Origin of the sequence: Mesorhizobium sp. B4-1-4 (genome assembly GCF_006439395.2) — a bacterium.
GTDB lineage: Bacteria > Pseudomonadota > Alphaproteobacteria > Rhizobiales > Rhizobiaceae > Mesorhizobium.
Map to the genome: position 1 here is coordinate 5,077,455 of NZ_CP083950.1, position 12,348 is coordinate 5,089,802.

A 12,348-nucleotide genomic window follows, 5' to 3' on the forward strand; every position below is an offset into this window, starting at 1 on the left:
AATGTCCCGGTGAAGAACGTCCTCTTCGTCTGCAGCCAAAATCGCCTGCGCAGCCCAACCGCCGAGCAGGTGTTTTCCAAGCGCAGGGATATCGAGGTTGAGTCGGCAGGCACCAATCATGATGCCCATACGCCGCTGACGCATGAACTCGTCGCCTGGGCCGATATCATCTTCGTCATGGAAAAGGCGCACCGCGCCAAGTTGCAGAAGAAATTCAAGTCCAGCCTGAAGAAGGCCAGGGTCATCTGCCTCGACATCCCGGACAACTATGAATTCATGGATCCGGAGCTGGTGCGGATTCTGGAGGGCAAGGTGCCGCGGTATCTCGGCTGAAGAAATGGGGCGGCCGATCATAGGTGCCTTCGTCATCCTCGGGCTTGACCCGAGGATCCATGCCGCGACCCTTGTCGAGGGATGCGACGGGCCAGATTTCTGCACCGTTGCAACGCATTGATGTCATGGCATGGATCCTGGGGTCTGTGCCGCGTCGCTGCGCTCCTTGCTTCGCCCTTGGATGACGAAGTTAGGCGGTCTTCGCGCTCCCCCGCGAAGATTATTCAAGCGTCGTGCTTGTGGCGGTGTTTGGCGCGGTCTTTTTCGGCGTGCGACCCACCAGGGCGAACCGGCTTGGCGTCGGCCTTGTCGCGGCGGGCGCGGTGCTGGTCGCCTATCGGATGCGGGGGCACGCCTTCTCTGGCGCTTTTCGTTTCAAGACGGGTGATGAAAATATCGAAGCGATTGGGCATCGTTCGGTCAGTGCTCCGTCGTGCTGTCTGGTTTGTCGTTGGAAAGCCTGACGTCTGCGGGCAAGGCCCTGGCGGCCCGCTTGCTCAGGCTGGCTTCGTCTTCGGCAGGCAGGCGCTTGTCCCTGGTCCGGGAGGCGCTGTTGCGGCCGGCATAGTAGGGCGCGAAAGCGTCCTGTATCGTCAGGCTTTCCATCCTGTCCTCCCTAGGGAATCAGGGGCTAAATCCGCCAAATCCGGTTTCGTTCCCTACTGTGGCGAAGGAATGGCGGCTACCTTACATCGACGTGAGTTTTGCAAGCCCGGGCCAGCCATGCCAAATATGATTTTGGCAGGCCAAACAGGGCTGAACGGAGACGGCATCATTGATTGGCGAGACGGGCAAGCGCAGCTATGTGGTCGGGCAGACCGAGATCGCGGCCCGTCCGCTCGAGCCGGCGCTCTATCTGGTGGCGACGCCGATCGGCAACCTCGCAGACATCACGTTGCGCGCGCTGGAGACGCTGGCCGGTGCCGACATCGTCGCTTGCGAGGACACGCGGGTGTCGCGTGTGCTGCTCGACCGGTACGGCATTCGCCGGCGCACCACCGCCTATCACGAGCACAATGCCGGCGAGGCCGGGTCGAAGCTGATCGCGGCCCTTGAGAACGGCCAGAGCGTTGCGCTGATTTCCGACGCCGGCACGCCGCTCGTCTCCGATCCCGGTTACCGGCTGGTCGGCGAGGCGCTCGACCACGGCATCCGCGTCGTGCCGATCCCCGGCCCGTCGGCGCCGCTTGCGGCACTCACGGCGTCGGGCTTGCCATCGGATGCCTTCCTGTTCGCCGGTTTCCTGCCGGTCAAGACCGGGCAGCGGCTGGCGCGGCTGGAGGCGCTGAAGGCGGTGCCGGCGACGTTGATCTTCTTCGAATCGCCGCGCCGGCTGGCCGAGTCTCTCGGCGCCATGGCCGAAGCCCTTGGCGGCGAACGCAAAGCCGCGATCGGCCGTGAATTGACCAAGACTTTCGAGGAAATGCGCATCGGCACGCTCAGGGTGTTGGCCGATCACTACGCGGCGGCCGACACGCCGAAAGGCGAGATCGTCGTCTGCGTCGGCGCCGCCGAGGCCAAGGCCGACGAGCCCGAGGACATCGACCGCCTGCTGCTCTCGCTCGCCGCCGAAATGCCAGCCTCAAAGGCCGCGGCGGAAGCCGCGAAGATGACCGGCGGCCAGAAACAGGTGCTCTACCGGCGGCTGCTGGAGCTTAGGGATGTCCACGCTGATGGCTGAGCGCCCGAGCGCCAGCCGCCAGAAAGCCTATCGGCGCGGCCATCGCGGCGAATGGCTGGCCGCGATTGCGTTGATCATGAAGGGCTACAGGATCCTGGCGCGCCGCCACCGTACCCGCTTCGGCGAGATCGACCTGATCGCGCGGCGTGGCGACCTGGTGCTGTTCGTCGAAGTCAAGGCGCGCCGCACGCTGATGGAAGCCATGGAGGCGATCGGCCACGAATCCGAGCGCCGCATCGAGGCGGCGGCCGACATCTGGCTGTCGCGCCAATTCGATTATGGGAAGCTGTCGATGCGCTTCGACATGGTCGCGGTGCTGCCTTGGCGCTGGCCGGTGCATGTCGAGAACGCGTTTTATGGGCGGAACTGAGGGGCCATTCCAGGTTCGTCGTCCACGGGCGGAGCAGGAGCGGAGCGACGTCGCGGAGACCCGAGGATGACCAAGGCGGAGGGTGCGGATCGCTCCTCACCCCCAGATCATCAACGCCACCAGCCCGACAATACCGACAACCAGCCGCCACCAGCCGAACAGCGAGTAACCGTTGCGCGAGACGTAATCGAGCAGGAAGCGGACCACGAACAGCGCCGTGACGAAGGCGGCCACGAAGCCGATGGCGATGATCGGCAAGTCGGCTGACGACAGCACGTTGCGGTTCTTGAACAGGTCGAAGGCGAAGGCGCCGACCATGGTCGGGATGGCGAGGAAGAAGGAGAATTCCGCGGCCGCGCGCTTGTCGACGCCCAGGAGCAGCGCGCCGACGATGGTCGAGCCCGAGCGCGACGTGCCGGGGATCAGCGACAGGCACTGGAACAGGCCGATCTGCAGATAAAGCCGGGTCGGGAAGCGTTCGACGTCGCGATAGACCGGTTTGAGGTTCATGCGGTCGACGGCCAAAAGGATGACGCCGCCGATGATCAGCATGATGCAGATCAGCCTGGGCGATTCGAACAGCACCGTCTTGATGAAGTCATGCGCCAGCGCGCCGATGATCGCCGCCGGCAGGAAGGCGATGAGGATGCCGATGACGAAATGCCGCGTCAGCCGGTCATGCGGCAGGTCGAGCAGCATTTGCCACAGCCGCCGGAAATAGACGCTGAGGATGGCCAGGATGGCGCCGAGCTGGATGAGGATCTCGAAGGCCTTGCCGGTCGACTGGAAGCCAAGGAAATGGCCCGCAAGCAGGAGATGGCCTGTCGAGGACACCGGAATGAACTCGGTCAGCCCCTCCAGCAGGCCGAGCAGCAGGGCTTCGACGACGGTCTGGCTTTCCATTTCCACCTCGGCATTAGGAAGACGGCGAGAGAACAGGGCTTGCTTGTCATGGCGCCGAAGTCCCCCTATAGGTCGCAGCACCGTGACGGCCCGAATTGCGGGCCGCCAAGACTTACCGGCGCAGCCGGCGATTCGCCAGTGCGCCCTATCATCGCGGAACCATGCTGACGCTTTTCCACCATCCCATGTTCGCCACCTGCCGCTTCGTCCGCCTCGCCTTCGGCGAGTATGGCGAGGAATTGGCGCTGATCGAGGAAAAGCCGTGGACGCGGCGCAAGGAGTTTTTGGCGCTTAACCCGGCCGGCACGCTGCCGATCCTGCTGGCCGAAGGCGACGTGCCGATCGTCGGCGCGACGGTGATCTCGGAATATCTCGACGAGACGCGCGGCGTGCTCAAGCGCGACAAGCGGCTGTTCGCCGAGGACCCGATGCAGCGCGCCGAAATCCGCCGGCTGATCGACTGGTACTTGAACAAGGCCGAAAGCGAGATCACACGGCATCTGGTGCGCGAACGCGTGCTGAAGCCGATCATGCCGGAAACGGCGGGCGGCGGGTCGCCGGATTCGGGCGCGATCCGTGCGGCGCGCGCCAACATCCGCCAGCACATGAAATACACCAACTGGCTGGCCGGCACCCGCCATTGGCTGGCCGGTGGCCGGGTCACCTATGCCGATCTCGCGGCGGCCGCGACGCTTTCGGTGCTCGACTATCTCGGCGAGATCGACTGGCGCGAACACGCCGCGGCGCGCGAATGGTATACGCGGGTGAAGTCGCGGCCCTCCTTCCGGCCGCTGTTGACCGACCGTGTGCGCGGCCTGTCGCCGGTGTCGCATTATGCGGACCTCGATTTCTAGGAAAGAACCCCTGCGCGCGCTGATCGACCGCGAGGCGCATCGCGCCGGCTTCGATGCCGTCGCGGTCACCACCCCAAATGCCATCCCGCTGGCACCGGCGCGGCTGGCCGAATTCGTCGCGAACGGTTTTCACGGCTCGATGGGCTGGATCGCCGAGACTTTGCAACGGCGCAGCGAGCCTTCGACGCTTTGGCCCGAAGTGCGCTCGATCGTCGTGCTGGCGATGAATTACGGCCCCGACCTTGATCCGCGCGACGTGCTGGCCAAGCGCGACCGCGGCGCCATCTCCGTCTATGCCAGGAACCGCGACTATCACGAGGTGATGAAGGGCCGGCTGAAGGAGATCGCCGCCAAGATCGTGGCGCGCGCCGGCGGCGACGTGAAGGTCTTCGTCGACACCGCACCGGTCATGGAAAAGCCGCTGGCTGAGGCCGCTGGGCTCGGCTGGCAAGGCAAGCATACCAACCTGGTCAGCCGCGAACACGGCTCCTGGCTGTTCCTCGGCACCATCTTCACCACGGCCGAACTCGCACCGGACCGGGCCGAGATCGACCACTGCGGCTCCTGCCGCGCCTGCCTGGATGCCTGCCCGACCAACGCCTTCCCCGCGCCCTACCGGCTCGATGCGCGGCGCTGCATCTCCTACCTCACCATCGAGAACAAGGGGCCGATCCCGCATGAATTCCGCGAGGCGATCGGCAACCGCATCTATGGCTGCGACGATTGCCTCGCGGCATGCCCGTGGAACAAGTTCGCCCGCGCGGCTTCGGAGGCCAAGCTCGCCGCACGCGATGATCTGCGCGAGCCGCCGCTCTCCGAACTGCTCGAACTGGACGACGCGGCCTTCCGCGTCGTCTTCTCGGGCTCGCCGATAAAGCGCATCGGCCGCGACCGTTTTGTCCGCAACGTGCTGATCGCCGCCGGCAATTCCGGCGAGGCCGCACTTGCCGACCCCGTGCGCGCACTGCTCGGCGATCTTTCGCCCCTGGTGCGGGGCGCGGCAATTTGGGCGCTGGCGCGGCTTGTGTCCGAGGCCGAGTATTCGCAGCGGGCCGCGACCGGCCTAAAGACCGAAAGCGATGGCGCCGTGCGCGACGAATGGCGTCTGGCGCGGCCGGACAGGACGCAGGCATGAGTGAACAGCGGATATTCATCTTCGGCGCCGGCTATTCGGGCAAGGCTTTTGCCCGCGCCGGCCCGCAAGGGTTGCTCGCTGCGAATACCCCTACCCTTAAACCGTCCCCACACGGGGGAGGGGGATTTCTGTCGGTGCCGACCTCAGACTCGCCTGACCTTATGGAAAATGTCGCGCGGCAGCATTCCCTCCCCCTTGTGGGGAGGGTTAGGGTGGGGGTCCCACTTCGTAAGAATCTTGTTTCCGATGACCCAAGCGCAGACACCGGGACAGCCACGATTTTCGGCACGACGCGCTCGGCCGACAAATTCGAAGCGCTGCGCCAGGCCGGCATCGCCCCGCTGCTGTTCGATGGCGCGCTGACGCATGAAATCGGCGAAGCGCTGGAGAAAACCACGCATCTGGTGATCTCGATCGCGCCGGAAGCTGACGGCGATCCCGTATTGAAAGCCGCCCGCGCGGCAATCGCTCAAATGCCTGCGCTGGAATGGATCGGCTACCTCTCCACGGTCGGCGTTTATGGCGATCATGGCGGCGCCTGGGTCGACGAAACGGCCGCGTGCCGCCCGGTGTCGAAACGCTCGGTCATGCGGGTGGCCGCCGAGCAGGACTGGTTGAAACTCGGCGGGGATATCGGCCGGCCGGTGGCAATCCTGCGCCTGTCCGGCATTTACGGCCCGGGCCGCAATGCGCTGGTCAATCTGGAAAACGGCACCGCCAGGCGGCTGGTCAAGCCGGACCAGGTGTTCAACCGCATCCATTGCGACGATATTGCCGGCGCGCTGTGGCAGCTGATCGAAGCCGGCAAAGGGGGCATCTTCAACGTCACCGACGACCTGCCGGCGCCGCCGCAGGATGTCGTCGCCTATGCCGCTTCGCTGATGGGCGTCGAGGCGCCGCCCGAAATTCCCTTCGAGACCGCCCAGCTTTCGCCGATGGCGCGGTCCTTCTATGGCGAGAACAAGCGCGTCGCCAATGCGGCGATCAAGGCCGCCGGCTACAGCTTTCGTTTTCCCGACTACCGCGCCGCCTTCGACCATATGTGGGCAAGCGGCGACTGGCGCGACGGCGAGCCGCGCAGCCCGATGAAGGGCTAGAGCAATTCCAGGAAAAGTGTGAAACGGCTTTCCGTCCGGAATTGCGCCAAGAGGTAGAGCGATCGAAACGCCGGGCGCGGCGTGCTATGATTCGGGCTTGGATTGTGGTGGGATCCGGTTCATGAAGACAGCGACGCGGTCGTCCCTGGGCAAAAAATCACTGCTGGCGGCTGCGCTTGGCCTGCTTCTGCTCACAGGCCTTACAACCAAACCGGGCTCCGCCGAGGAGCGCGCGAAAGACCTGTTCGGCGCTGCGAAACTGCCCACAGTGACCGCCCCGCAATCCTTCGGCTTCTATTCCAAGGGCTGCTTTGCCGGCGGCGTCGCGCTGCCCATGGACGGCATGAACTGGGAGGTGATGCGGCCCTCGCGCAACCGCCGCTGGGGGCACCCGGCGATGATCGCGCTGATCCAGAAATTGTCGCGCGACGCGGCGTCCGACGGCTGGCCGGGCCTGTTGATCGGCGACATTTCGCAGCCGCGCGGCGGCCCGATGCTGAGCGGCCATGCCTCGCACCAGATCGGCCTTGATGCCGACATCTGGCTGACGCCGATGCCGGACCGCAAGCTGACCCCCAGCGAACGCGAAAACATCAGCGCCACCTTGATGGTCGATGAAAAGACCCATCTGGTGAACGACGCGCTGTGGAAGCCGATGCATACGCGGCTTTTGAAGCGCGCCGCGAGCTACCCCGAAGTCGAGCGCATTCTGGTCAATCCGGGCATCAAGAAGAAGCTCTGCGACACCGTCACCCGCGACCGCTCCTGGCTGCGCAAGATCAGGCCCTTCTGGGGCCATGACTACCACTTCCACATCCGCATCGGCTGCCAACCGGGCTCGCCCGCTTGCAAGGGGCAGGAGGCGACCCCGGCCGATGACGGTTGCGGCAAGCCATTGGCCTGGTGGTTCACGCAGGAGCCATGGCGGCCCAACAAGAATCCGGATGCGCCGAAAGCCCGCGACCTGATGACGATGGCGAACCTGCCCAAGCAATGCCAGTTCGTGCTCGACGCGCCTGGGCCGGAATCGGCCGAGGCGGCGACCTACCGTGGCGACGCCGTCGCGGTCGCTGCGCCCGAACCGGAAGCGCCTTCACCGCCCGCCACCACGGCCAGCGGCACGGCCGGCTTGCCAGGCGCGGTGAACGCTTTCACGACGCCCGAGGTCGGCGTGCCGGTGCCGCGCCCACGACCGCCCGCGAACTGATCGTCGCGTCGCTCAATCGGTTTAGGGTGCCATTTTCCGCGAAAGAGTGGCTGTTTGGCCGCAGAAACTGTCTCAGCGCATTGCCGGGTTCGAAAACCGTTTCCCTTTTCAAACTCATGCGCTAGTCAACGGAAGAACGGCGATACGCCGTCAGGGGCGCCGGAGACGGACGAGAGCATGCCAAGCGTAAGCGATATCGACACGTCGTTGCGGTTTCCGATCCTGATCGGCGACATTGGCGGCACCAATGCGCGCTTCTCGATCGTGCTCGACGCCAATTCCGAAGCCGGCGAGCCGACGATCGTGCAGACCGCCAATTACAACACCATCGACGAGGCGATCCAGGCGGCGGTGCTGGACCGCTCATCCATTCGTCCGAATTCGGCGGTTCTGGCGGTGGCCGGCCCGGTCGACGGCGACGAGATCGAGCTCACCAACTGCCCGTGGATCGTCAAGCCGAGGCAGATGTTTTCGAGCCTCGGCCTGAGCGACATCGTCGTGCTCAATGATTTCGAGGCGCAGGCGCTGGCCGTCGTGGCGCTGGGCGAAGAGCATATGGAAAAGATCGGCGGCGGCACGCCTGAGCCCAATGCCGGCCGCGTCGTGCTTGGCCCGGGGACCGGGCTCGGCGTTGCCGGCCTGGTCTACGCGCTGCACCATTGGATCCCGGTGCCCGGCGAGGGCGGCCACATGGACATCGGCCCGCGCTCACCCCGCGATTTCGAGGTCTTTCCGCATATCGAGAAGCTCGAGGGACGCATTTCGGGCGAGCAGATCCTGAGTGGGCGTGGCCTCGTCAATGCCTACCGGGCGGTGGCAAGGGCGGACGGCAAACCGGCGCCCTTCACCACGCCGGCGGAGATCACGGCGGCGGCGCTGGCCAAGACCGATCCGGTCGCCGAGGAAGCGCTGTCGATGTTCGTCACCTGCCTCGGCCGCACGGCCGGCGATCTCGCAATGGTGTTCATGAGCCGCGGCGGCGTCTTCCTCACCGGCGGCATCGCGCAGAAAATCGTGCCGGCGCTGAAGGCCGGCAATTTCCGCGCCGCCTTCGAGGACAAGGCGCCGCACAGCGAATTGATGCGCTCCATGCCTGTCTATGTCATCACCCACCCGCTGGCGGCACTTCTCGGCCTTGCCGCCTATGCCAGGACCCCGTCGCTGTTCGGCGTCCAGACGGAGGGCCGGCGCTGGCAGGCCTAGTGGCGTCGCCTCGAGGACGCGCTGCCCGCGACGAAGTTAATCAGCCGCGGGCATAGGCAAGCCGGCCGCATGGCGCTAAGAGGAGTGCCGAATTGCAGCCCGGCCCCAGGCGGAAACCACGAAGCTCACGATTTGACTTTTCAAGCTCCAAACAAGCAGAAGGCCACGCCCGGTCAGGTCACAGCGGTGCTCCGCCGCATTCTCGCGGAAAACAGCCGTGACTACCGTTGGACCTATGCCATGGTCATCGCGTGCTCGCTGATCGTTTCGGGTACGACTGCCTTCACCGCCTGGATCATGGCCCCGATGGTCAACCAGATCTTCTACGAACGGCGTGGCGACGCGATCGTATGGATCTGCGCCGGCTTCATGGCGGCTTTCCTGCTGCGCGGCTTCGCCGGCTATGGCCAGGCGGTCGCGCTGGCCAAGATCGGCAACAATCTGGTGGCGCGCTACCAGAAGCGCATCTTCGACCATCTGATGAAGCTCGGTGTCGGCTTCTTCAACGACACGCGTTCAGGCCGGCTGGCGGCACAGGTCAATGAAAACGTCGGCGGCATCCGCGACCTGTTGTCGTTGACGCTGACATCCATCAGCCGTGACGCGGTCACACTGGTCGGCCTTGTCGGCGTCATGGTCTATCAGGATCCGGTGCTGTCGCTCAGTTCGCTGCTGATCGGACCGCCGCTGATCTGGGCCGTTGTCTATCTCACCCGTCGCGTGCGGCGCATCACCCGGGAATCCGTGCTGATCAATTCCCGGCTGATCGGGGCCGTGCAGGAAGCCACGCAAGGCATCGCCATCGTCAAGGCTTTCACCATGGAGGACGCGCTTGCGCGCCACATCGGCGCCATGGCCGACACGGCCGAGCAGCGCAACAACAAGATCGCCCGTGTGTCGGAACGGCTGGCGCCGATCTCCGACATGCTGGCCGGCCTCGCCGTTACCTCCGTCATCGCCTATTCCGGTTACCGGGCACTCGTTCTTGGTCAGCCGCCGGGCGCCGTCTTCTCTTTCATCACCGCGCTGATCCTGGCCTATGACCCGGCGCGACGCCTGGCGCGCATGCAGGTCGGCATGGAGCGCGCGCTGGTCAATGCGCGCATGATCTACGAGCTGCTCGACCTAGAGCCGCAGCAGGGCGACGCGCCCGATGCAACCGAGGCGCATTTCACCACTGGCGAAGTGCGGTTCAACAACGTGTCCTTCCGCTATGTCGAGGACATGCCGGTGCTGCAAAACCTGAGCTTCGTCGCCGCCGCCGGCAAGATGACTGCGATCGTCGGTGCCTCGGGCGCCGGCAAGACGACCCTGGTGGCGCTGCTGCAGCGCTTCTATGACATCGAATCCGGCACGATCGAGATCGACGGCCAGGACATTTCCAAGGTCACCAAGCAGTCGCTGCGCGGCTCCATCGCCTATGTGTCGCAGGCGCCCTATCTGTTCGAAGGCACCATTCGCGACAACATCCGCTACGGCCGCCCCTCCGCAACCGATGCCGAGATCGAAGAGGCGGCGAAGCAGGCAGCGGCCGACGGGTTCATCCGCCAGCAGCCGCAAGGCTATGACACGCCGGTCGGCGAGAACGGCGCGACGCTCTCAGGCGGCCAGCGCCAGCGCGTGTCGATTGCCCGCGCCATCGTGCGGCAGGCGCCGATCCTGTTGCTCGACGAGGCGACCTCGGCGCTCGACAACGAGGCCGAAGCCCGCGTCCAGCAGGCGCTGACCAAGGTCATGGAAGGGCGCACCACCATCGTCATCGCGCACCGGCTGTCGACGGTGGTCAATGCCGACCACATCATCGTGCTGGAGCAGGGCCACTTGGTCGAAGAGGGCACGCACGCCTCGCTGATGGCTGATCCGCACAGCGTCTATGCCCGTTTCCACCGGATACAGGGCGTCAAGGGCCTGGGGCTTGTCGACGACAGCGCGCCGATCCAGACTTCGGTTCACGACATCGAAACCCAAAGAATCGCCGGGAGCACGGCATGAGCGAGACGTCAGCAAACGACAAGCCGGCAACCGATATGGGCCTTGTGGTGGTGGGTGCTGCCGGCCGCATGGGCCAGACGCTGATCCGCGCCATCCACAGCATTCCGGGCGCCCGGGTCATCGGCGCGGTCGAGCGTGCGGATTCGCCTCATCTGGGCAAGGATGCCGGCGAACTCGCCGGCGTCGGCCGTATCGATGTGGCGATTGGCAATGATCCGCTGCCGGTCTTCGCCAAGGCCGATGGCGTGCTCGATTTCACCACGCCGGCCTCGACCGTCGAATTCGCCGGCTACGCGGCGCAGGCACGCATCGTCCATGTCATAGGCACGACAGGTTGTTCGGCCGACGACGACGCGAAGATCGCCGCGGCGGCTCGCCACGCGACGATCGTCAAGTCGGGCAATATGAGCCTCGGCGTCAATCTTCTGGCGGTGCTGGTCGAACAGGCGGCACGCGCGCTCGACGCCGACGATTTCGACATCGAGATCCTCGAAATGCACCACAGGCACAAGGTCGACGCGCCCTCGGGCACCGCGCTGCTGCTGGGTGAGGCCGCCGCCACCGGGCGCGGCGTGGCGCTGGCCGGCAATGACGTGCGTTCACGCGACGGCCACACAGGTGTGCGAAAGACCGGCTCGATCGGCTTCGCCACGCTGCGTGGCGGCTCGGTGGTTGGCGACCACAGCGTGATCCTGGCCGGCACCGGCGAGCGTATCACCCTCGCCCACCATGCCGAGGACCGAGCCATCTTCGCCCGCGGCGCCATCAAGGCGGCGTTGTGGGCGCGTGGCAAGAAGCCCGGACTGTATTCGATGCGGGACGTGCTTGGGCTCGCCTGAGACCGTCCAACCCCAAAACCAAAGGGAGCAAACATGTCGCGAACTCTCGTGCTCGTCCGCCACGGCCAGAGCGAATGGAACTTGAAGAACCTGTTCACCGGCTGGCGCGACGTTGATCTGACCGAGCAGGGCCACGCCGAAGCCAAGGCCGCCGGTGAGAAGCTCAAGGCGCGCGGCCTGAAGTTCGACATCGCCTTCACCTCGGCGCTGACGCGGGCACAGAAGACCTGCCAGCACATTCTCGACGCCGTTGGCCAGAGCGACCTGGAGACGATCCGCGACCAGGCGCTGAACGAGCGCGACTATGGCGACCTCTCCGGCCTCAACAAGGACGATGCCCGAAAGAAATGGGGCGAGGAACAGGTGCATGTCTGGCGCCGCTCCTACGACGTGCCGCCACCTGGTGGCGAGAGCCTGAAGGACACCGGCGCCCGGGTCTGGCCCTATTACCTGCACGACCTGCAGCCACATGTGCTGCGCGGCGGCACCGTGCTGGTGGCGGCGCACGGCAATTCGCTACGCGCGCTGATCATGGCGCTGGACGGCAAGTCCGGCGAGGAGATCGTCAAGCTGGAGCTCGGCACCGGCGTGCCGGTCATCTACACGCTCAACGCCGATTCGACCGTGGCTTCGAAGGAAGTGCTGGAGGGCTGACAGGTCAGTCGCATCCGCCAATTATGGACGTGGCGCTGCCCCTCATCGCCCTGCCGGGCATTTCTCCCCGTGAATGGGGA

Annotated in this window: 13 protein-coding genes and 1 pseudogene; 12 read left to right on the top strand and 2 right to left on the bottom strand. The window is 65.3% G+C overall.

Annotation, left to right across the window (positions count from 1 at the left end; all coding sequences use genetic code 11):
- The first annotated feature begins 9 nt into the window (after nt 1–9).
- Together FJW03_RS24520 and FJW03_RS30250 are read left to right on the top strand one after the other, a co-directional pair.
- Nucleotides 10–333: a low molecular weight protein tyrosine phosphatase family protein gene (locus FJW03_RS24520; protein WP_140610624.1), complete on the top strand. Its 324-nt coding sequence runs from the start codon at nt 10–12 to the stop codon at nt 331–333.
- A 218-nt stretch (nt 334–551) separates the two neighbouring features.
- Nucleotides 552–674: pseudogene (locus FJW03_RS30250) on the top strand (transporter); the annotation flags it as partial.
- A 79-nt stretch (nt 675–753) separates the two neighbouring features.
- Here the strand turns inward: FJW03_RS30250 and FJW03_RS24530 are convergent.
- The gene (locus FJW03_RS24530; RefSeq protein ID WP_140765751.1) at nt 754–939 is read right to left on the bottom strand and encodes a hypothetical protein; all 186 of its coding nucleotides are present in this window, start codon (nt 937–939) and stop codon (nt 754–756) included.
- A gap of 169 nt (nt 940–1,108) precedes the next feature.
- On the opposite strand from FJW03_RS24530, the gene rsmI reads away from it, so the two are divergent.
- Together rsmI and FJW03_RS24540 are read left to right on the top strand one after the other, a co-directional pair.
- Nucleotides 1,109–2,014 (top strand): 16S rRNA (cytidine(1402)-2'-O)-methyltransferase, encoded by a 906-nt coding sequence (gene rsmI, locus FJW03_RS24535; protein ID WP_140765753.1) that lies wholly within the window; start codon nt 1,109–1,111, stop codon nt 2,012–2,014.
- Nucleotides 2,007–2,384 (top strand): YraN family protein, encoded by a 378-nt coding sequence (locus FJW03_RS24540; RefSeq protein ID WP_140765788.1) that lies wholly within the window; start codon nt 2,007–2,009, stop codon nt 2,382–2,384. Before rsmI ends, FJW03_RS24540 begins: the two co-directional genes overlap by 8 nt.
- A 96-nt stretch (nt 2,385–2,480) precedes the next feature.
- Here the strand turns inward: FJW03_RS24540 and FJW03_RS24545 are convergent, their stop codons facing one another.
- On the bottom strand, nt 2,481–3,287 hold the full coding sequence (locus tag FJW03_RS24545) for an undecaprenyl-diphosphate phosphatase (protein WP_140765755.1): 807 nt from the start codon (nt 3,285–3,287) through the stop codon (nt 2,481–2,483).
- A gap of 161 nt (nt 3,288–3,448) precedes the next feature.
- Between FJW03_RS24545 and FJW03_RS24550 the strand changes: the two genes are divergently transcribed.
- The 8 genes from FJW03_RS24550 (at nt 3,449) to FJW03_RS24585 (ending at nt 12,268) form a co-directional block, all read left to right on the top strand.
- Entirely contained in the window at nt 3,449–4,141 is a 693-nt protein-coding gene (locus FJW03_RS24550) for a glutathione S-transferase family protein (protein WP_140610628.1), read from the top strand.
- Nucleotides 4,122–5,276, top strand: coding sequence for a tRNA epoxyqueuosine(34) reductase QueG (queG, locus tag FJW03_RS24555; RefSeq protein WP_140765757.1), 1,155 nt, complete (start codon nt 4,122–4,124; stop codon nt 5,274–5,276). The genes FJW03_RS24550 and queG overlap by 20 nt, the downstream gene beginning before the upstream one ends.
- 212 nt (nt 5,277–5,488) lie before the next feature.
- A complete protein-coding gene (locus tag FJW03_RS24560; RefSeq protein WP_226890457.1) occupies nt 5,489–6,373 on the top strand; it encodes an SDR family oxidoreductase in 885 nt (294 codons plus the stop codon).
- Between the two features lie 121 nt (nt 6,374–6,494).
- The gene (gene mepA / locus FJW03_RS24565; RefSeq protein ID WP_140765759.1) at nt 6,495–7,580 is read left to right on the top strand and encodes a penicillin-insensitive murein endopeptidase; all 1,086 of its coding nucleotides are present in this window, start codon (nt 6,495–6,497) and stop codon (nt 7,578–7,580) included.
- A 177-nt stretch (nt 7,581–7,757) separates the two neighbouring features.
- Nucleotides 7,758–8,783, top strand: a complete 1,026-nt coding sequence (locus FJW03_RS24570; protein ID WP_140765761.1) for a glucokinase — start codon at nt 7,758–7,760, stop codon at nt 8,781–8,783.
- A 132-nt stretch (nt 8,784–8,915) separates the two neighbouring features.
- Nucleotides 8,916–10,775, top strand: a complete 1,860-nt coding sequence (locus FJW03_RS24575; protein WP_140765763.1) for an ABC transporter ATP-binding protein — start codon at nt 8,916–8,918, stop codon at nt 10,773–10,775.
- The gene (gene dapB / locus FJW03_RS24580) at nt 10,772–11,614 is read left to right on the top strand and encodes a 4-hydroxy-tetrahydrodipicolinate reductase (RefSeq protein WP_140765765.1); all 843 of its coding nucleotides are present in this window, start codon (nt 10,772–10,774) and stop codon (nt 11,612–11,614) included. Before FJW03_RS24575 ends, dapB begins: the two co-directional genes overlap by 4 nt.
- Before the next feature lie 33 nt (nt 11,615–11,647).
- Nucleotides 11,648–12,268, top strand: a complete 621-nt coding sequence (locus FJW03_RS24585) for a 2,3-bisphosphoglycerate-dependent phosphoglycerate mutase (RefSeq protein WP_140765767.1) — start codon at nt 11,648–11,650, stop codon at nt 12,266–12,268.
- The last annotated feature ends 80 nt before the right edge of the window (nt 12,269–12,348 follow it).